This window comes from Hymenobacter sp., from assembly GCF_031398885.1.
GTDB lineage: Bacteria > Bacteroidota > Bacteroidia > Cytophagales > Hymenobacteraceae > Hymenobacter.
Genome location: NZ_JANNOD010000129.1, coordinates 32,115 through 49,849, shown reverse-complemented (window position 1 = coordinate 49,849; position 17,735 = coordinate 32,115). Strand labels below are relative to the sequence as shown.

25 protein-coding genes are annotated in these 17,735 nt (G+C 56.5%); 3 read left to right on the top strand and 22 right to left on the bottom strand.

Annotated features, from left to right (window positions below; all coding sequences use genetic code 11):
• Positions 1 to 80: 80 nt before the first annotated feature.
• Positions 81 to 1,241, bottom strand: a complete 1,161-nt coding sequence (lepB, locus tag RMO51_RS22535) for a signal peptidase I (RefSeq protein WP_310398248.1) — start codon at positions 1,239 to 1,241, stop codon at positions 81 to 83.
• A 283-nt stretch (positions 1,242 to 1,524) separates the two neighbouring features.
• On the opposite strand from lepB, the gene RMO51_RS22530 reads away from it, so the two are divergent.
• On the top strand, positions 1,525 to 1,992 hold the full coding sequence (locus RMO51_RS22530; RefSeq protein ID WP_310398247.1) for a hypothetical protein: 468 nt from the start codon (positions 1,525 to 1,527) through the stop codon (positions 1,990 to 1,992).
• Positions 1,993 to 2,047: 55 nt separating this feature from the next.
• Here the strand turns inward: RMO51_RS22530 and rpsN are convergent, their stop codons facing one another.
• The 14 genes from rpsN to rplC all read right to left on the bottom strand — a co-directional run bounded on the left by rpsN (position 2,048) and on the right by rplC (position 8,808).
• The gene (gene rpsN / locus RMO51_RS22525; protein ID WP_035567891.1) at positions 2,048 to 2,317 is read right to left on the bottom strand and encodes a 30S ribosomal protein S14; all 270 of its coding nucleotides are present in this window, start codon (positions 2,315 to 2,317) and stop codon (positions 2,048 to 2,050) included.
• Positions 2,318 to 2,329: 12 nt separating this feature from the next.
• Positions 2,330 to 2,884: a 50S ribosomal protein L5 gene (rplE, locus tag RMO51_RS22520; protein WP_310398246.1), complete on the bottom strand. Its 555-nt coding sequence runs from the start codon at positions 2,882 to 2,884 to the stop codon at positions 2,330 to 2,332.
• A gap of 15 nt (positions 2,885 to 2,899) precedes the next feature.
• Positions 2,900 to 3,247: a 50S ribosomal protein L24 gene (rplX, locus tag RMO51_RS22515; RefSeq protein WP_310398245.1), complete on the bottom strand. Its 348-nt coding sequence runs from the start codon at positions 3,245 to 3,247 to the stop codon at positions 2,900 to 2,902.
• 3 nt (positions 3,248 to 3,250) lie between these two features.
• Positions 3,251 to 3,619 (bottom strand): 50S ribosomal protein L14, encoded by a 369-nt coding sequence (gene rplN / locus RMO51_RS22510; RefSeq protein WP_035567895.1) that lies wholly within the window; start codon positions 3,617 to 3,619, stop codon positions 3,251 to 3,253.
• Positions 3,620 to 3,628: 9 nt separating this feature from the next.
• Positions 3,629 to 3,928, bottom strand: a complete 300-nt coding sequence (gene rpsQ, locus RMO51_RS22505; protein ID WP_310398244.1) for a 30S ribosomal protein S17 — start codon at positions 3,926 to 3,928, stop codon at positions 3,629 to 3,631.
• 5 nt (positions 3,929 to 3,933) lie between these two features.
• On the bottom strand, positions 3,934 to 4,146 hold the full coding sequence (rpmC, locus tag RMO51_RS22500; protein WP_310398243.1) for a 50S ribosomal protein L29: 213 nt from the start codon (positions 4,144 to 4,146) through the stop codon (positions 3,934 to 3,936).
• Between the two features lie 3 nt (positions 4,147 to 4,149).
• On the bottom strand, positions 4,150 to 4,575 hold the full coding sequence (gene rplP / locus RMO51_RS22495) for a 50S ribosomal protein L16 (RefSeq protein WP_035567899.1): 426 nt from the start codon (positions 4,573 to 4,575) through the stop codon (positions 4,150 to 4,152).
• 138 nt (positions 4,576 to 4,713) lie between these two features.
• Positions 4,714 to 5,613 (bottom strand): 30S ribosomal protein S3, encoded by a 900-nt coding sequence (rpsC, locus tag RMO51_RS22490; protein WP_310398242.1) that lies wholly within the window; start codon positions 5,611 to 5,613, stop codon positions 4,714 to 4,716.
• 6 nt (positions 5,614 to 5,619) lie between these two features.
• Entirely contained in the window at positions 5,620 to 6,036 is a 417-nt protein-coding gene (gene rplV, locus RMO51_RS22485) for a 50S ribosomal protein L22 (RefSeq protein WP_310398241.1), read from the bottom strand.
• Position 6,037: 1 nt separating this feature from the next.
• Complete coding sequence (gene rpsS / locus RMO51_RS22480; protein ID WP_068191730.1) at positions 6,038 to 6,316, bottom strand: 30S ribosomal protein S19; 279 nt, start codon at positions 6,314 to 6,316, stop codon at positions 6,038 to 6,040.
• 3 nt (positions 6,317 to 6,319) lie between these two features.
• Positions 6,320 to 7,147 (bottom strand): 50S ribosomal protein L2, encoded by an 828-nt coding sequence (gene rplB, locus RMO51_RS22475; protein ID WP_310398240.1) that lies wholly within the window; start codon positions 7,145 to 7,147, stop codon positions 6,320 to 6,322.
• A 105-nt stretch (positions 7,148 to 7,252) separates the two neighbouring features.
• The gene (rplW, locus tag RMO51_RS22470; protein ID WP_310398239.1) at positions 7,253 to 7,540 is read right to left on the bottom strand and encodes a 50S ribosomal protein L23; all 288 of its coding nucleotides are present in this window, start codon (positions 7,538 to 7,540) and stop codon (positions 7,253 to 7,255) included.
• The gene (gene rplD / locus RMO51_RS22465) at positions 7,540 to 8,178 is read right to left on the bottom strand and encodes a 50S ribosomal protein L4 (protein ID WP_310398238.1); all 639 of its coding nucleotides are present in this window, start codon (positions 8,176 to 8,178) and stop codon (positions 7,540 to 7,542) included. The genes rplW and rplD overlap by 1 nt, the downstream gene beginning before the upstream one ends.
• Before the next feature lie 9 nt (positions 8,179 to 8,187).
• Positions 8,188 to 8,808, bottom strand: a complete 621-nt coding sequence (rplC, locus tag RMO51_RS22460; protein WP_070727262.1) for a 50S ribosomal protein L3 — start codon at positions 8,806 to 8,808, stop codon at positions 8,188 to 8,190.
• Positions 8,809 to 9,101: 293 nt separating this feature from the next.
• On the opposite strand from rplC, the gene RMO51_RS22455 reads away from it, so the two are divergent.
• Together RMO51_RS22455 and RMO51_RS22450 are read left to right on the top strand one after the other, a co-directional pair.
• The gene (locus RMO51_RS22455) at positions 9,102 to 10,643 is read left to right on the top strand and encodes a glycosyltransferase family 39 protein (RefSeq protein WP_310398236.1); all 1,542 of its coding nucleotides are present in this window, start codon (positions 9,102 to 9,104) and stop codon (positions 10,641 to 10,643) included.
• 6 nt (positions 10,644 to 10,649) lie between these two features.
• Positions 10,650 to 12,107 carry a hypothetical protein gene (locus RMO51_RS22450; protein ID WP_310398235.1) on the top strand — a complete coding sequence of 486 codons (1,458 nt, stop codon included), beginning with the start codon at positions 10,650 to 10,652 and terminating at the stop codon, positions 12,105 to 12,107.
• A 267-nt stretch (positions 12,108 to 12,374) separates the two neighbouring features.
• On the opposite strand, the gene RMO51_RS22645 is transcribed toward RMO51_RS22450, so the two are convergent.
• The 7 genes from RMO51_RS22645 to RMO51_RS22420 all read right to left on the bottom strand — a co-directional run bounded on the left by RMO51_RS22645 (position 12,375) and on the right by RMO51_RS22420 (position 17,730).
• Entirely contained in the window at positions 12,375 to 12,884 is a 510-nt protein-coding gene (locus RMO51_RS22645; RefSeq protein WP_409025061.1) for a carboxypeptidase-like regulatory domain-containing protein, read from the bottom strand.
• 97 nt (positions 12,885 to 12,981) lie between these two features.
• Positions 12,982 to 13,287, bottom strand: a complete 306-nt coding sequence (gene rpsJ / locus RMO51_RS22445) for a 30S ribosomal protein S10 (RefSeq protein WP_035567915.1) — start codon at positions 13,285 to 13,287, stop codon at positions 12,982 to 12,984.
• A gap of 39 nt (positions 13,288 to 13,326) precedes the next feature.
• The gene (gene fusA / locus RMO51_RS22440) at positions 13,327 to 15,465 is read right to left on the bottom strand and encodes an elongation factor G (protein WP_310398234.1); all 2,139 of its coding nucleotides are present in this window, start codon (positions 15,463 to 15,465) and stop codon (positions 13,327 to 13,329) included.
• 110 nt (positions 15,466 to 15,575) lie between these two features.
• Positions 15,576 to 16,043, bottom strand: coding sequence for a 30S ribosomal protein S7 (rpsG, locus tag RMO51_RS22435; RefSeq protein WP_035567919.1), 468 nt, complete (start codon positions 16,041 to 16,043; stop codon positions 15,576 to 15,578).
• Between the two features lie 116 nt (positions 16,044 to 16,159).
• Positions 16,160 to 16,591, bottom strand: a complete 432-nt coding sequence (gene rpsL / locus RMO51_RS22430) for a 30S ribosomal protein S12 (protein ID WP_068191715.1) — start codon at positions 16,589 to 16,591, stop codon at positions 16,160 to 16,162.
• A gap of 302 nt (positions 16,592 to 16,893) precedes the next feature.
• The gene (locus RMO51_RS22425) at positions 16,894 to 17,217 is read right to left on the bottom strand and encodes a DUF3467 domain-containing protein (RefSeq protein WP_035567389.1); all 324 of its coding nucleotides are present in this window, start codon (positions 17,215 to 17,217) and stop codon (positions 16,894 to 16,896) included.
• A 36-nt stretch (positions 17,218 to 17,253) separates the two neighbouring features.
• Positions 17,254 to 17,730: a hypothetical protein gene (locus RMO51_RS22420; protein WP_310398231.1), complete on the bottom strand. Its 477-nt coding sequence runs from the start codon at positions 17,728 to 17,730 to the stop codon at positions 17,254 to 17,256.
• Positions 17,731 to 17,735 lie beyond the last annotated feature (5 nt).

The window sequence follows — 17,735 nt, the reverse complement described above, 5'->3', positions numbered from 1 at the left end:
CCGGGGTTGCTCCTGCGTGGAGCAACCCCGGTTGCGTTTTGACTATTCCGGCCCCGGTCAACCAGTAGTCAACCTTGTTTTTAGCTGATTGACCGGAACATGCGGCTCCATCGGATTTTATGCAGGAAGTCCGCGTGAGGGTCGATGGAAAGCCATACAAACACGGCTTTGCCCACGATATGGTCTTCGGGCACAAACCCCCAAAAGCGCGAATCCTCCGAGTTATGCCGGTTGTCGCCCATCATAAAATAATAATTCTGCTTCACGGTGTAGCGTGTCAGCGGTTGGCCGTTTTGCTGAATCATGCCTTCCTTCCAACTGATGCCCTGGTTATGCTCGTACTGCGCCACGATTTTGTAGTAAATCGCGGCGTTCGCAGACGTTAGCGCAATCGTTTGGCCCTTCTTGGGCACCGGCAACGGCCCGTAGCTATCGAGTTGCCACCGGTTGGGAGCGTTGCTCGTCGCGGCTGTGCCATGAAAATCCGCCACGTCGGGGAAAAGCGCCACCCCGGGCGCGGTCACAGTAAGGGCCCTGACGTAGGGCTGCTTGCGAAAATAGTCGGCTACGCTGGCGGGGCAGTTGATAACAAACCCTACCTGACCAGTCGCGGCGTCGGAAACCACCCGCGGAATGCCATCGGGCTCTGCGTAGTCCACAACGCCGTGTTCGTGCAAAGCCTTCCTTATGTCATCGTTGGGAGCCTCCACCGCCATGAAGTAGGTGGTCTGGGGCTGGCCGGCTACCGGCCCCGGCTGGCCGTTCAGGAATACCTGGCCCGCGCGCAGTTCCAAAGCATCCCCCGCTACCGCAATGCACCGCTTGATTAGGTGCGTGCGCATATCGGCCGGCAAAGGCTGCTCATGCGGCACGTGGAAGACAATAATGTCGTTGCGCTGAACGGAGCCGAAACCCGGAAATCGGTACGTGGGTAGCTGAATAAGGTCAGAATAGCTTTTGATGCCCGTTCCCCACACGGTTTGGTGCGTAAGGGGCACCTGCAAGGGCGTTTGGGGCGTGATGGGTCCGTAATGCAGCTTGCTCACAAACAGATAGTCGCCCACCATCAAGGATTGCTCCATGCTCTCCGATGGAATGACGTAGGCCTCCACCGCCGACCAACGAAGCAGCGTGGCTGCGACAACAGCGAAAATCAGCGAGTCGGCCCACTCCCGGGTTCTGGTCTTAGGTTTCGGAGGCTGCGCCTTATCACCGCCGCGGTTGCTTTCAAAAAAGGCCATGAGAGATTGTTAAAGATGGTTGGGGGTTCAGTATTCTATTTCATAGTTGCAATTCACAATACTACGATGACTTCCAAAAGAAATTCCCAAGCCAAGGCCCGATATGCCAAAGTGCCCGTTAGCCGGCTCCTGGCCCACCTCGCCTTTTCCCCCACCCGCCCGGCGCGCATCTGGAGAAACTTGGAGGGGCGGCAGGCTCTATTGAGAATCTTTATTTCAATCTGACAAATTATAGGATGAAGACTTACTAAATTTAGATGTACAAATCTTCCCTATTCTGAGTATGAAAAAATTGTGCATCATTATCTGTTTTATCGCCATTAGACTCCCTCATTTTTGCCATGCTCAACTTAATCCATTGGCAGAGCAAAAAGCTTTAGCGTCAGATTCGTTGATAGGCGCTTGGACCATGTCAGCGACTGAGCACATATGGATAAACAAAAGCTATAAGAGCCAAGTCACTCAGACAACTACACGTATCGTATGCAATGCTTGCCCAACAGTCATATTAGACTCCAATCATACAGGCCAAATAATAAGTGCAAACGGGATAAGGCAAACGTTCGAATGGTCAAGAAGTGGAAGTGAATTAAAAGTTATGAATCATACTCCAAAAAGGATAAAAGCTAACTCAACACTTCAAGACGGTGTTTATAGCATAGCAATGAGCCAAGGTTCATTAGGTGAGAATATACTCAGATTACTTGATGCCAAAGCAACTACTTATGTCTTGGTCAAGGAATACCCATGAGCACAAAAAAGCCCCTGATTATTCAGAGGCTTTTTTGTTTGTCCTAAACCGGATACTACCAGCTCGACTTGGTCACACCGGGAATCTTCCCGGCGAGGGCCATTTCGCGGAAACGCACGCGGCTGATGCCAAACTTGCGCATGTAGCCGCGGGGGCGGCCATCAATCATGTCGCGGTTGTGCAAACGCACGGGCGAAGCGTTTTTGGGCAGCTTGTCGAGACCTTCGTAGTCGCCGGCAGCTTTCAGAGCCTTGCGCTTCTCAGCGTAGCGGGCCACGGTGGCAATGCGCTTGCGCTCCCGTGCTTTGATGGATTCTTTGGCCATGGATTCGGGAGATTAAGCTTCTTTTTTAGCGTTAGCGAACGGCATACCGAAGGCTTTGAGCAGCTCGTAGCTCTGCTCGTCGTTCTCGGCGGTGGTCACGAAGGTGATGTCCATGCCCGAGATGCCTTTAATTTTGTCAATCGAGATTTCGGGGAAGATGATTTGCTCCTTCACGCCGAGCGTGTAGTTGCCACGACCATCGAAGCCTTTGTCGTTGATGCCTTTGAAGTCACGCACGCGGGGCAGGGCCACCGTCAGGAGGCGGTCCATGAACTCGTACATTTTCTCGCCGCGCAGGGTCACTTTAGCACCGATGGGCATGCCTTCGCGGAGCTTAAAGTTCGAGACAGACTTCTTAGCAATGGTGGCAATGGCTTTCTGGCCGGTGATGACCGTCAGCTCTTCCACGCCGTTGTCCACCAATTTCTTGTCAGCTACTGCGGCACCAATGCCGCGGTTGATGCAGATTTTGGTGACACGGGGTACCTGCATCACGCTTTTCAGCTGGAATTTCTCCTGCAGCGCGGGTACGATGTCTTTGTTGTAAATGTCTTTGAGACGGGCCATGAGTAGGGGGGCGGGTTACGCCGTTTTCTTGGCAGTGGCGCGCTTGGCTTTGGCAGGCGCGGCAGCGGGGGCTGCAGCAGCTGCGGCGCCTTTGCGCACACGCTCACCGGTGGTGGGGTTGATGGCCTGCACGTTGCTCACGTGCATGGGCGCCTCCATCTTGGTGATGCCGCCCTGGGGCGATTTGGCGCTCGGCTTGTTGTGTTTCGTCACCAGGTTCAGGCCCTCAACGATGACGCGCTGGGTTACCCGGTTTACCGACTTGATTACGCCGGATTTGCCCTTTTCGTCGCCAGCAATCACCTTCACGGTATCGCCCGACTTTACGTGCAGTTGCACGGGGTCTGCTTTTCTGATAGCCATGATTTAGAGTACTTCGGGGGCTAGGGATACGATTTTCATGAACTGACGCTCACGCAGCTCGCGGGCCACGGGGCCAAAGATGCGCGTACCGCGGGGCTCGTCGTTGTTGTTGAGCAACACGGCGGCGTTGTCGTCGAAGCGGATGTACGAACCGTCTTTGCGGCGCACTTCCTTCTTCACACGAACTACTACGGCCTTGCTCACGGTGCCTTTCTTGGCGTTGCCGGAAGGGATGGCCGACTTAATGGCCACCACAATCTTGTCGCCAACGCTGGCGTATTTCTTGCCCGTGCCACCCAAAACGCGGATGCAGAGGACTTCCTTGGCGCCGCTGTTGTCGGCCACCGTCAGGCGGGATTCTTGCTGTATCATCGAATTAGATTATTTAGCGCGTTCAATAATTTCTACTAGGCGCCACCGCTTGGTTTTGCTCAGCGGACGGGTGCTCATGATGAGCACCGTGTCGCCTTCGCCGCACTCGTTTTTCTCGTCGTGGGCGTGGAATTTCGTGGTTTTGGTCACGAACTTGCCGTACTTGGGGTGCTTCTGCTTTTGCACCACAGCCACGGTGATGGACTTGTCCATCTTGCTGCTCGTCACCTTGCCGGTGATTTCCTTGCGCATGTTGCGCGAGGCTTCTTCGGCAGTGGTTTGGTCTTGGGTTGTTGCGTCGGTTGCCATCGGAATTAAGCGGGGTTAGCGGCCTGCTCGTTGTTCCGACGCGTCTGCTCGGTGAGCAAGCGGGCGACGTTTTTACGGTTGGCCTTGAGGCGGGCCGGGTTTTCCAGGGGCGAAATCGCATGGGCGAAACGCAGCTGCTGGCCCGTAGCCTGCTCGGTTTTAATTTGCTCTTTCAGCGCTTCGGCGGAAAGGCCTTTGTGGTCGGTCTTGTTCTTCATGACTTAGGCAGCGTCCGTGTAGTCGCGGCGAACCACGAATGAAGTACGAACCGGCAGCTTCTGAGCCGCGAGACGCAGCGACTCTTTGGCTACTTCCAGCGATACGCCGTCCGACTCGAACATGATTTGACCCGGCTTCACGCAGGCTACCCAATACTCGGGCGAGCCTTTGCCCTTACCCATCCGCACTTCAGCCGGCTTCTTGGTAATGGGTTTGTCGGGGAAAATGCGAATCCATACTTGCCCTTCGCGTTTCATGGCACGGGTCATGGCGATACGGGCAGCCTCAATTTGGCGAGCCGTAATCCAAGAAACCTCCAGCGACTTGATAGCGAACGAACCGAAGTCTATGGAGCTGCCGCGGTAGGCCAGGCCTGTTACGCGACCCTTTTGCATCTTGCGATACTTGGTCCTTTTCGGTTGTAACATTTGATTGAAATTTAAAAAAGATTCTTGGGGGATGTAGAGACGCATACTTGCGTCTCCGGGACCGCGCCAACTAGATTAGTGCGGCATTCGTTCTAGCGCAGAGACGCAAATATGCGTCTCTACAACCAGCCGAATAAATTAGCGACGCGGGCCGCGGGCGGCACCACCGGCGGCTCCACCACCAGCGGCGGGGCCGTTGCGGCGGGGACCGGCGTTGTCGCCGCGGGGAGCACCACCGCCGGCATTGCCGCCACGGTCGTTGCCACCACGGCCACCGGCACCGCCAGCGCCACCGTCACGACGAGGGCCGCGGTCGCCTTCACGACGCTCGCCACGGGGGCCACGGTCGTCACGACGTCCACCGGCGTCGCCACCGGGGTTGGTGAGCTGCTGGTTGGGCGAGAGGTCGGGCTTGCCGAACACCTCACCGCGCATTACCCACACCTTGATGCCAATTTTGCCATACACAGTCTGAGCTTCCGACAGAGCGTAGTCGATATCGGCGCGCAGCGTGTGCAGCGGCGTACGACCTTCTTTGTACTGCTCCGAACGGGCAATCTCCGCACCGCCGAGACGGCCACCGCACTGAATCTTGATGCCTTCGGCACCAACACGCATAGCGGCCTGAATCGACATTTTCATGGCGCGACGGAAGGAGATACGAGCGGCCAGCTGCTGGGCGATGCTCTCGCCTACCAGCTTGGCATCCAACTCCGGACGCTTGATTTCGAAGATGTTGATTTGAACGTCTTTGCTGGTGATTTGCTTCAGCTCGTCCTTAATCTTGTCAACCTCCTGGCCGCCTTTACCGATTACCACACCCGGACGCGCCGTGTTGATGGTGATGGTGATGCGCTTCAGGGTGCGCTCAATCACAATGCGGCTGATGCCGCCTTTCTGAATGCGCGCATTGATGTACTTACGGATTTTCTCGTCCTCCACCAATTTCTCGGCGAAGTCCTTGCCGCCGTACCAGTTGGAGTCCCAGCCTTTGATTACTCCCAAGCGGAAGCCAACCGGATTTACTTTCTGTCCCATATTAACTTAGGATTTGGCGTCGGCCTTAGGGGTTTCTTCAGTGGTGGTGGCTGCTTTGGCGCCTTTGCTGCCGAGCTTCTCCGCTTTCGTGTCGATTTTCAGCGTCACGTGGTTGCTGCGCTTGCGGATGCGGTGGCCACGGCCCTGGGGGGCGGGGCGCAGGCGCTTCAGCTGGCGTCCTTCGTCCACGAAGATTTCGCTGATGTAGAGGTTTGCGTCCTCAATCCGCTCTTCTTCGTTGTGCTGCTGCCAGTTGGCCAAGGCCGAAAGGAGCAGTTTCTCAATCTTCTCGGCGCCGATGTTGGCTTCGAAGCGCAACAGGCCGAGGGCCTGGGTCACTTTCTTGCCGCGCACGAGGTCGGCCACCAGTCGCATCTTACGAGGCGAGGTCGGCACATTGCGGAGTTTTGCTACTGCTTCCATCTTAGCGCTTGCCTTTATCTTTTTTGGCGACGTGACCACGGAAGTTACGCGTCGGGGCAAATTCGCCCAACTTGTGCCCCACCATATTCTCGGTCACATACACCGGGATGAACTTATTGCCGTTGTGAACAGCGAACGTGTGGCCAACGAAATCGGGGGAAATCATCGAGCGGCGCGACCAGGTCTTCACCACCGATTTCTTACCAGCCGTTTCGAGTGCCGTGACTTTCTTTTCCAGCCGGAAGTCAATGTACGGCCCTTTTTTGAGTGAACGTGCCATATATTACTTCTTGCCTTTGCGGCTCACAATGAGGTTCTCCGAATGCTTTTTCTTGTCGCGGGTCTTGAAGCCTTTCGCCAACAGACCGTTGCGGCTGCGCGGGTGACCACCAGACGACTTGCCTTCGCCACCGCCCATGGGGTGGTCGACGGGGTTCATGGCCACGCCACGGGTACGAGGACGGCGACCAGCCCACCGGTTCCGGCCAGCTTTGCCCATCCGGGTGTTCATGTGGTCACCATTCGAAACGGTACCAACCGTGGCCATGCAGGTCACGAGGACCATGCGCATTTCGCCGGAAGGCAGTTTCAGCGTGGCGTAACGCTCTTCACGGGCTACGATTTGGGCGTAGGTGCCAGCCGAGCGGGCCATGGCCGCGCCCTGACCAGGCTGCAGCTCAATGTTGTGGAGGATGGTACCGAGGGGAATCTCGCGCAGCGGCAAGGTATTGCCAACTTCGGGAGCCACGCCCGTACCCGATACGACCGTCGTACCCACTTGCATGCCAGCGGGTGCGATGATGTAGCGCTTCTCGCCATCGGCATAGCTCAGCAACGCGATGCGGGCAGTGCGGTTGGGGTCGTACTCGATGGTCTTCACCGTAGCCGGCACACCGGCTTTGTCACGCTTAAAGTCAATGATACGGTACTGGGTTTTGTGACCACCGCCGATATAGCGATTGGACATTTTACCGGAAGAGTTCCGGCCACCCGTTTTGGGGAGGGAAGTCATCAAGGACTTCTCCGGGGTCGAGGAGGTAATCTCGTCGAACGCCGGCGCAACGCGGAAGCGTTGCCCTGGGGTTGTTGGTCTGAGTTTTTTAAGTGCCATTACTAGCTAGTTGTGCTTTTGCGGCGGGGAATGGGGAGTTAGGAGTTAGGAGCTGGAAGCTAGAATTTGTATTCTAAGTCCTGTCTCCTAGCTTCTAGCTCCTTTTTAAAGGTTGCTGTAGAAGTCGATGACGTCGCCGTCCTTCACAGTAACAATGGCTTTTTTACCATTGGACCGGCGGCCGGAAACCTGGCCGCCTTTGGTACCCTTGGATTTGATTTTGCCAATGGTGCGCATTGTGTTGATGTCGGTCACGGTCACGCCGTACAGCGTTTCGATGTCCTTCTTGATTTGCACTTTGTTGGCGGTGCGCTCCACTTCGAACGTGTAGCGACCTTTCTCGTTAAGGCCGGTGGCCTTTTCGGTAACGATGGGGCGTTTCAGGGTGCTCATTATTCGGCGGTGCTATAGAGTTCAACCAATGAAGCCATGCCGTCTTCCGAAATCAGGAGCGTGTCCGTGTTCAGCAGGTCGTGGGTGTTGAGGCCGATGGGCGTCGACACTTTCACTTTCTGCAGGTTGCGGGCGCTGAGGATGACGTTCTTGTTGACCTCACCGGTCACGAGCATGGTCTTTTTGCCATTGTTCAGCTTGAGGCCGGTCATGATGGCGAGGAAGTCCTTGGTGCGGGGAGCGTCCATGGCAATGTTCTCCACCACGGAGATTTTGCCATCTTTTGCCAGGCTCGACAGGGCCGAGAGGCGGGCTACGCGCTTGGTCTTCTTGTTCAGCTTGAAGTTATAGTCGCGAGGCTGCGGACCGAACATCCGGCCGCCGCCTACGAACACACCCGACTTCATGCTGCCGGCGCGGGCACCGCCCGTACCTTTTTGCTTCTTCAGTTTCTTCGTGGTGCCGTGCACCTCGTTCCGCTGCTTGGACTTGTGCGTGCCCTGGCGCTGGTTGGCCAGGTACTGCTTCACGTCCAGGTACATCACGTGCTCGTTTACTTCGAGACCGAAGATGGCGTCAGACAAGGTCACTTTGCGGCCGGTGTCTTCGCCTTTGAGGTTGTATACTGCGAGTTCCATCGTACTAGTCTATTTCTCGATTACCACGTAAGAATTCTTCGCGCCGGGAATCGAGCCGCTCACCAGAATCAGGTTCTTGTCGCCTACTACGCGCATCACCTTCAGGTTCTGCACTTTCACGCGGTCGTTGCCCATCCGGCCACCCATGCGCATTCCTTTGAATACGCGCGAAGGCCAGGAGCAAGCACCAATCGAACCGGGGTGACGCAGGCGGTTGTGCTGGCCGTGGGTCTGGCCACCAACACCCTGGAAGTTGTAACGCTTTACAACGCCCTGGAAACCCTTGCCTTTGGAAGTGCCCACTACGTCAACAAACTCGCCCTCTTCGAAAAGAGTAGCATCGATGGTGGCGCCAGCGGCGTAGGTCGATTCGGCGTCGAGGCGGAATTCAACCAATTTTTTCTTGGGGGTCGTACCGGCTTTCGTGAAGTGACCTACCAAAGCTTTGGTGGTGTTCTTCACTTTCTTCTCGCCGTACCCAATTTGAATGGCGGTGTAGCCGTCATTCGCGATAGTCTTAACCTGCGTCACTACGCACGGACCCGCCTCAATGAGCGTGCAGGGAATGTTTTTCCCATCCGGAGTGAAGAGGCTTGTCATACCGATTTTCTTACCGATGATGCCAGGCATTCTGTTACTGATAAAATGACACAAAAAGAAAACGGCCGAATGCCGTTTTCGCTAAGGGAGTGCAAAGCTAAGGAATCAAATGAGAAATTCCAAAAGTAGCGTCGAAATATTCTCCTGGTGAGGCCCTTAGCCGCGTTAGTTGCGTTCTTGCGTCGCCGGAATCAGCGAGTGGGTTCATCTTTGCGTCTGCGTTGTATGTGCGCTTTTTGGCGCATACGCTTTTCCAAACCCGAACCGACTCTGCTTACTATCGGCAGCTCGGGGGCCGCGAAGATTGGCGCGCTGCTTTTTGAATGACTCGGACCCTACCTGAATTTCGTTACCTCGGACGCCGCGCTGGCCTCCTGGTAGGCATTGGCGCGGCCATTGGGCTGCTCGCTGACCTGGCGGGCCTTACGCTCCGGCAATGGGACGAAGCGCGCCTAGCTGTCAGCGCCATCGAAATGACGCAGCGCAGCAACTGGTTTGTCGTCACGTACGGGTTCCAGCCCGACCTGTGGAACACCAAGCCGCCGCTCATGGTCTGGCTGCAAGCCGGCCTCATTCTACTACTCGGCCCGTCCGAATGGGCCATTCGCTTGCCGGCGGCGCTGGCGGCGCTGGCCAGCATCGGCTTGGTTTATTGGTTGCTGGCCAAATTCCTGCGACGGCCCGTGAGTGGCTTAATTGCTGGCATTGTCATCATCAGCGCCTTGGGCTACGTGGGCGAACACCACGGCCGCAGCGGCGACTATGATGCCCTGCTGACCTTGGCGGAGCTCGGCGCGGGTGTATCGCTGCTGCTATTGCTGGAAACCGGCCGGCGTCGCTGGTGGCTGGGTGTGGGCCTGGGATTAATTGCCGCGACGCTTACCAAGGGGGTAGCCGCTCTCCTGCCTTTGCCCGGCGTTGCGCTGTACTGTCTGGTGCTGCCCCGTGGGCGCCGGTTGCTCCTGTCGCCTTGGCTGTGGTTGACGCTGCTGCTGTGGGGCGCGGCAGCGGTGGGATGGTACTACACGCGGGAGCAGCTCGCTCCTGGCTACTGGCAAGCCGTCGACGCAAATGAGCTGAGCGGTCGGTTTGCGACAGTTCTGGATGACCACGTCGGCCCGTGGTATTACTACGTTAAGGAAATGACCCGGAGCAAGTTTTTGCCTTGGGTCTACCTGGTGTTGCCAGCCATTCCTTTCGCCGTGCGCCACCCCGATGCCCGCGCCCGGCGCGTGGCGTGGTTTGCGTTAGCATGGGCAATGTCGCTGTTGCTGGTGCTGTCAGTGGCCAAAACCAAAATAGCCTGGTACGCGGTGCCGGCCTACCCGTGGCTGGCCATTGTCATTGGCGTGGGAGCACCTCGCTTGGCCCGCGCCGTCTACCTCCTCGTCAAGCCGAATAGCAGCCTGCGTACGGGGCTGCGCTTTGTCTTCGTGGTACTGCTCGTCGTGTCGCCGTTAGCCACCATTTGGCGCGTGGTTCGAACTGGTTGGACCGATAAAGAGGCCGAGGTGAGGCCCGGCTACGGCCTGCGGGCGCTCGGCCGGGAAGCGGCGCCGCCTGCTCCGTTGGCGGTGGTGGCTCCAACTGGTTTCTACCAGTCTTTTCGACCCCTCACGGCCGTAGGGGGACAGCCGGGGTACAACGCCTCGTTGCGGTTTTATCTACTGGCTTACCCCCGCTCGGCGCAGATAATACCGCCTAATGAATTGAGGAAACTACGGGGGCCGGGCTACATACTCACCACCACTTCTGCTGATTCCGCGCAAGTACAAGCCACTTTCCCTCAACTCCCGCACCGGCCCGTAGGCCGTTACGCCTGCTGGTTGTGGACGCTGCCAAGCACTGCTCGCCTAGCCAACTGATTTCTCATGTCCGACGCGCCCGCTAGCCGATTGACTGATTTCGTGCTTTTCCCCAAAAAGACTTACTGGATAGTAGCTGGCTTGCTGTTGGTTTTGTTCGCCACCACGCTGTACCACCGCATTGCCCATTTCGACGATGCCTGGTGTACCGAGCAGTCGTACCAGTTGCTGAAGGGTGGCATTGTGCGGTCCGAGCTGTTTCGGGGCTACAATTTTTGGGGTGAGCAGATGTTCGTCTTCCACAAAGCGTTTGTGTACGCCCAGGTTCCGGTGCTTGCGGCGCTGGGCTGCTCCATTTGGGCGGCCCGCCTGGTGCCCATGCTGTTTTCCGTCGTCGGGCTGCTGCTGCTGATTCGGTATTTCCGGGGGCAAGTCGAGGCGCAGTGGCTGGCGGCGGTGCTGTACATCGGGTGTGGCTGTCTCTGGCTCTTTGGCGTCGACAACCGGCCGGAAACGATGACCCTGGCATTTGGCTTTGCTTCCTTCCTGCTGCTGCAACGGGCGCCGCGGTCGACCGGCACTCTGGCCGCGGCAGCAGTTCTGGCGGGCCTCGCCGGCCTGACGCACCTCAACGGCATCATCTACCTAGCGGCCGGTGCCAGCTGGCTACTTTTTCGGGAAGGATGGAGCCGGGCCTTGCCATTCGGGCTGGTAGGGGGCATCGTGACGAGCCTCTACGCCCTCGATGCCGTGCTGGCCGGACAGTTGGACCGGTTACTGTTTCAGTTTGGCAACGACCACGCGGCCCAGGCTAATTTTCACTGGCAGGCTAAGCTGAAAGTCATGGCCTCGTACGACAAGCTTTTTTTCCACAGCGACGGGGAAGTGCCGCTAACCGTATTCGTGCTGGCAATCGTCGGGGCCGTCTTGGCCCGCGCCCTTACCCGTCGCTTGGTTCTGACCGCAAGTATGCAGTACCTGCTGTGGCTACTCGGTGCTTTCTGGCTGCTCACCAAAAGCATGAATGTCTACTACTATCTGCTGTTCGTGCCCTTCTTCATCGCAGCCGCGGTGGATTTGCTAAGCCGCGCCTGGCCGCATTTTACCCGGACGCAGCGCCGGGCCGTGGTGCTCGTCTGCTGCCTTTACCCTTTGGGCGGGGTGGCCCGCACCCGTTACCTGCTACTGGAAAATGCTACCGATGGCAACGTGATGGCCGAAAATGCGCTTCTGGCAACCTACATGCCGCAACGCGGCGCGAAGGTGATTGCCCCGCTCGACTTCTTTTTCGGCCAAATGCCGCACTACCGGGTACGGTCACTAACGTATTTTGCGCTAACCAATAACGAGCAGCCGCTCCCGGACTTTTTCGCTGCCGCTGCCCGCGACACCGTGCGCTACATCGTGTGCGATTACCGCCAGTGGAATCAGGCCTACCACATCCCGCGCACGGCCCCCGTTCGCATCGGACCGTATGAGCGGGTATACCAAGGCCGTTGGCGCGGAGTATACGTGAGGAAATAGCTGCAAACACTATGCTTCTCCGTTCAGCGAGCTACCCGTACTCGGCTATAGCGACTACCTCGGTTTTCAATTTTAAAGCAAAACCGTTAGAAATAAGCTTCCGAATATCGGCCGAGGGTTCAAATAAGCTGCCCGGCGGTACATGACCGCACATACTAGTCCCATTAATGAAATGCCGATGATGACGCAGCCGCAGAAGAAAAAGGTGGCTCTATGTAAGCGGGCCAGGCTGAAGACGGATTACATAATAGGTAGGATGAGGCGCTCTTACAGTTCTATTCTATGAATTGTGCAGTAGTATCTGGGTTCGCAATCTGAAACCGTACAACCTCCCAAGTGCACTTTACCTTGTTCGGCCTTCTTCATCAGTGCGCTTCCTGGCAGGCCATACACTATTGGAATGATGTTATCAGAGTGGCCCCCAACACAGCCCGGCTTACTTCCTTTTGTGTAGACGTACTTACAAGGTCCAGGAAACGGAATAATAAGTTTAGCGCTGTTTTCACTTATAATTACATTCTCCACTGTTTCGGGCCGATAACCTATCGTCTTAACTTCGACACTGTAGTTACCGACCGCGACCTTGTTTATTCTAAATTCACCTGTGCTATCTGTGCTGGTACCTGATACGACTCTGTCTGCTTGCTTTAGCAACACAGTAACTCCTGCAAATCCTTTGTCCGTAGTATTTTCAGTTACTCGGCCAACCAAATAACCGCTCTGACATAGGCCAGTGAGTGTTTTTAGAATACAAAGCACCAACAAGGTAAATTTCATAACTATCTTTTCAGCTCATTTGCCGCAAGTTCCAAAGAAAAAGCCCCACCGCATTCTTGCGGTGGGGCTTTTCTCAATTAACACTGAAATTGAATCCTCAGACTTTGATTTCTACGTCGACGCCGCTGGGCAATTCCAGCTTCATCAGGGCATCTACAGTTTTCGACGAGGTCGAGAAGATGTCCACGAGGCGCTTGTAGGTGCAGAGCTGGAACTGCTCCCGGCTCTTCTTGTTCACGTGGGGCGAGCGTAGCACGGTGAACTTCTCCTTTTGGGTTGGCAAGGGAATCGGGCCGCTCACGATGGCACCGGTGGCCTTCACGGCTTTCACGATTTTCTCGGCCGATTTATCCACGAGGTTGTGGTCGTAGGACTTCAGCTTAATGCGAATTTTCTGATTCATTGGGGGTTTTGGTCCGATTGACCAAGTTAGTGACCGGTATTATTTAGCTCCTTTTACTTTGGCAACAATGGCATCGGCGAGGTTGCTCGGCACCTGCTCGTAGTGCGAGAACGTGAGCGAAGCCGAAGCCCGACCCGACGAAATCGTGCGCAGCGCGGTGACGTACCCGAACAGCTCCGACAGCGGCACGTCGGCCTTAATCAGTTGGGCACCGCCTTTGGTGTCCATGCCCTTCATCAGGCCGCGACGACGGTTCAAGTCACCGGTGACGGGACCCGTGTACTCGTCAGGGCACACCACTTCCACGCTCATGATGGGCTCGAGCAATTTCGGGCCAGCCTGGCGGGCCGCTTCGCGGAAACCACCACGGGCGGCGAGTTCGAACGACAGGGCGTCCGAGTCAACGTCGTGGAAGGAACCGTGGTAGAGGCGCACTTTCATGCCCTCAATCGGGAAACCGGCCAGCGGACCTTGCTTCATAGCCTCTTCAAAACCTTTCTGAATCGGCTGGATGAATTCGCGGGGAATAACCCCGCCCACGATGGCGTTGTCGAACTCAAAGCCGGGCTTTTCGGGCTCGGTCTCTTTCGGGCCGAGTTCAAACACGATGTCGCCGAACTTACCGCGGCCACCGGTCTGCTTCTTATAGGTTTCGCGGTGGTCGACTTTCTTGGTGAGAATCTCCTTGTAGGCCACCATCGGGGCGCCCTGGTTGATTTCCACTTTGAATTCGCGCCGCATCCGGTCGATGATGATTTCCAGGTGCAGCTCGCCCATGCCGCGCAGCACCGTCTGGCCCGTTTCGGGGTCAGTGTTCACCTTCAGCGTAGGGTCTTCCTCGATGAGCTTGGCGATGGCCATGCCCATTTTGTCAACGTCGGCCTGCGTCTTGGGCTCAATGGCGTAACCGATTACCGGCTCGGGGAAGCTCATCGACTCAAGGACGATGGGGTACTTCTCCTCGCTCAGCGTGTCGCCGGTCTTGATGTCCTTGAAACCCACGCCCGCCGCGATGTCGCCGGCCTGAATCCGGTCAATCGGGTTTTGCTTGTTGGAGTGCATCTGCATGAGGCGCGAGATACGCTCCTTCTTGCCGGTGCGGTTGTTGAGCACGTAAGAGCCCGACTCCAGCACGCCGCTGTAGCAGCGGAAGAAGCACAAGCGGCCCACAAACGGGTCAGTCGCAATTTTAAAGGCCAACGCGGTGAACGGCTCCGAGTTGTCGGGATGACGCTCGATTTCCACACCGCTCTCGGGGTCGGTGCCGATGATGGCGGGCATGTCGAGCGGCGACGGCAGGTAGGCCATCACGGCATCCAGCATGGTCTGCACACCCTTATTCTTAAAGGCCGAGCCGCAAAGCACGGGCGAGAACTTCATGTCGATAACCGCCTGGCGGATAACGACCATCATTTCCTCTTTGGTGATGGAGTCGGGGTTGTCGAAGAACTTCTCCAGCAACGCGTCATCGTATTCGGCCACGCTCTCCACGAGCTTCTGGCGCCACTCGGCCACGGTCTCCACCAAGTCCTCGGGCACGGGAATTTCGCTGTACGATTTGCCTTCGGTGGCATCGTCCCACACGATGGCTTTGCCAGTCAGCAGGTCCACCACGCCTTTGAAGGTGTCTTCCGCGCCAATCGGAATTTGCAGGGGCACGGGGTTGGCCCCGAGCTTATCCTTGATTTCGTTCACAGCCTTGAAGAAGTCGGCACCGGCGCGGTCCATCTTGTTCACGAAGCAGATGCGGGGTACTTTGTACTTATCGGCCTGCCGCCACACCGTTTCCGACTGCGGCTCCACGCCCGACACGGCGCAGAATAGGGCCACGGCCCCGTCGAGCACCCGCAGCGAACGCTCCACTTCCACTGTGAAGTCCACGTGGCCGGGGGTGTCAATCAGGTTGATTTTATACTGCATGGTGTCCGCAATCGGGTCACCCTTGATATCGGTGGGGTAGTTCCAGAAGGTAGTCGTGGCCGCCGAGGTAATCGTGATGCCGCGCTCCTGCTCCTGCTCCATCCAGTCCATCGTAGCGGCCCCGTCGTGCACTTCTCCGATTTTGTGGGTTTTACCGGTATAATATAGAATACGCTCCGACGTCGTGGTCTTACCGGCGTCGATGTGCGCCATAATCCCGATGTTGCGGAGGTAGTAAAGCTCTTTGTTAACGGCCATGATTTGGGTTGGGGTCTTAGGAACCAGGGGTCTTAGGGTCTTGGGTTGTTTAACGGCTGTGCTCGTCAAAAAAGTCCCAGTCCCTAAGACCCCAAGTACCTAATGGCTATTTAGAAACGGAAGTGCGAGAAGGCCTTGTTGGCCTCGGCCATGCGGTGGGTGTCGTCTTTCTTCTTGACGGCAGCCCCTTCGCCTTTGGCGGCCGCGATGATTTCGCCAGCCAGCTTGTCCTTCATGGTTTTCTCACCACGACGACGCGCGTACTGAATCATCCATTTGGCCCCCACCGAAATGCGGCGGTCGGCGCGCACTTCAATCGGAACCTGGAAGGTGGCACCACCCACGCGGCGGCTTTTCACTTCCACGGTGGGCATCACGTTGTTCAACGCTTTGCGCCACATTTCGAGGCCGCTCTCCTTGGTGCGTTGCTCCACGAGGTCGCAAGCATCATAGAAGATAGTGTACGCCAGGTTTTTCTTGCCGTCGTACATCATGTAGTTCACGAAACGGGTCACCAGCGTCTCCTTGTACTTAGGGTCCGGCAGCAAGATGCGCTTTTTCGGTTTTGACTTTCTCATTGTATAGGGTCTTGGGGACTTGGGGGCTCGGGGACTTAGTGCGGGGCTGCTTGGGATCCTGGCTATCAAACCGACAACCAAGACCCTAAGTCCCTAAGCTCTTAAGACCCTACTGATTATTTCTTTTTAGCGGGTGCGCCTTTGCCACCCTTGCCAGCGGCTGCGGCGGGCTGGCCCGGCTTCGGACGCTTGGCACCGTACTTCGAGCGGCGCTGCGTGCGGCCGCTTACACCGGCGGTGTCCAGGGCGCCACGGATGATGTGGTAACGTACGCCTGGCAAGTCTTTAACCCGGCCGCCACGAATCAGCACGATGCTGTGTTCCTGGAGGTTGTGGCCTTCACCGGGGATGTATGCGTTGACTTCCTTACCGTTGGTAAGGCGCACACGGGCCACTTTGCGCATAGCCGAGTTCGGCTTCTTAGGCGTGGTGGTGTACACACGGGTGCACACGCCCCGACGCTGCGGGCACGAATCAAGAGCGGGCGACTTCGACTTGGTAGTCAAAGCTTCCCGGCCTTTCCGTACTAACTGATTGATGGTTGGCATTTACGAAATGGTTTGTTTGGAGCCGTTTGCCCCTAAAATTTGGCTTGCAAAGGTAAGGTTATTCCGCCGCAATAGCAAACAGCGTGAGGAGGTTAATTTTCTGTGGCTGTTGCGAAGTCGCCCTCCGTGAGAACCTCACCCCGGCCCCTTTCCCGTGGAGAGGGAATCCTAAAGCCCACGCCGAACCGGTGCCCCCTCTCCCGTGGAGAGGGGGTCAGGGGGTGAGGTTACCGTCAGAACAACAAAAAAGCGCCTTCATTGGAGAATGAATGCGCTTTCGCAACTACCGCTTCTGGTTCAGCCTACGCTTCCCCCACCGCGCCGCCGAAGTTCATCGGGTAGCTAGGCGCTTCGTTCTGCATCTTGATGGGCCCGAAGGCGGCTTCAAACCGCTCGATGTTCTCGGTGAGGGCTTGCAGGAGGCGCTTGGCGTGCTCGGGCGTGACGACGATGCGCGCTTTCACCTTGGCCTTGGGCAGGCCGGGCATCATGCGGATGAAGTCAATCACGAACTCGCTGTTACTATGCGCAATCATGGCGAGGTTGGCGTATTCGCCCTCCGCCATGGCTTCGGAAAGCTCGATGTTGATGGCGTTGGGGTCCGGGTTTTGGTCGGTGGGTTGCATAGTAATGTCCTGTATGAGGGTTCTATTATGTGTCGGCTAATCATTAGCCTCATGCACTTCCAGCATAGTTGTTTCCATGTATTCTACCGCTTTTCCAACTGTGATAGAAAATACTCCGGCCTGGCCAGCATCAAAACTCTGACGCCATTCATCGTAGCCGTCTTTGAAATCAGGAAGCTCAGTTACTGTTCCAAGTTGCTTAGCTACACTTGAATCAATAGCTGCTTCAGAAAAAGGCATGTGCGAAATTGTCTCGCTGTATTTTTCAGGATGCAATGACGTCTTGACCTTAATATTACTTATGTAAACGTGAATAATATTCCCAATGCTGTCTTGGCCTTCAACCTTAACAATAGTCAGCTTTGCATTAGGTTCTGATGGACGCGAATTGTAAGACCATACTTGACCCACCTGATACTTTGACTTGACAGCTTCTCGCAGTGGCGAATGTTTCGGATCCGTAGAACAGCCCGTTAAGAAAATTAATAACCCGGAAAGCGAATGGAGTTTCATCAGCG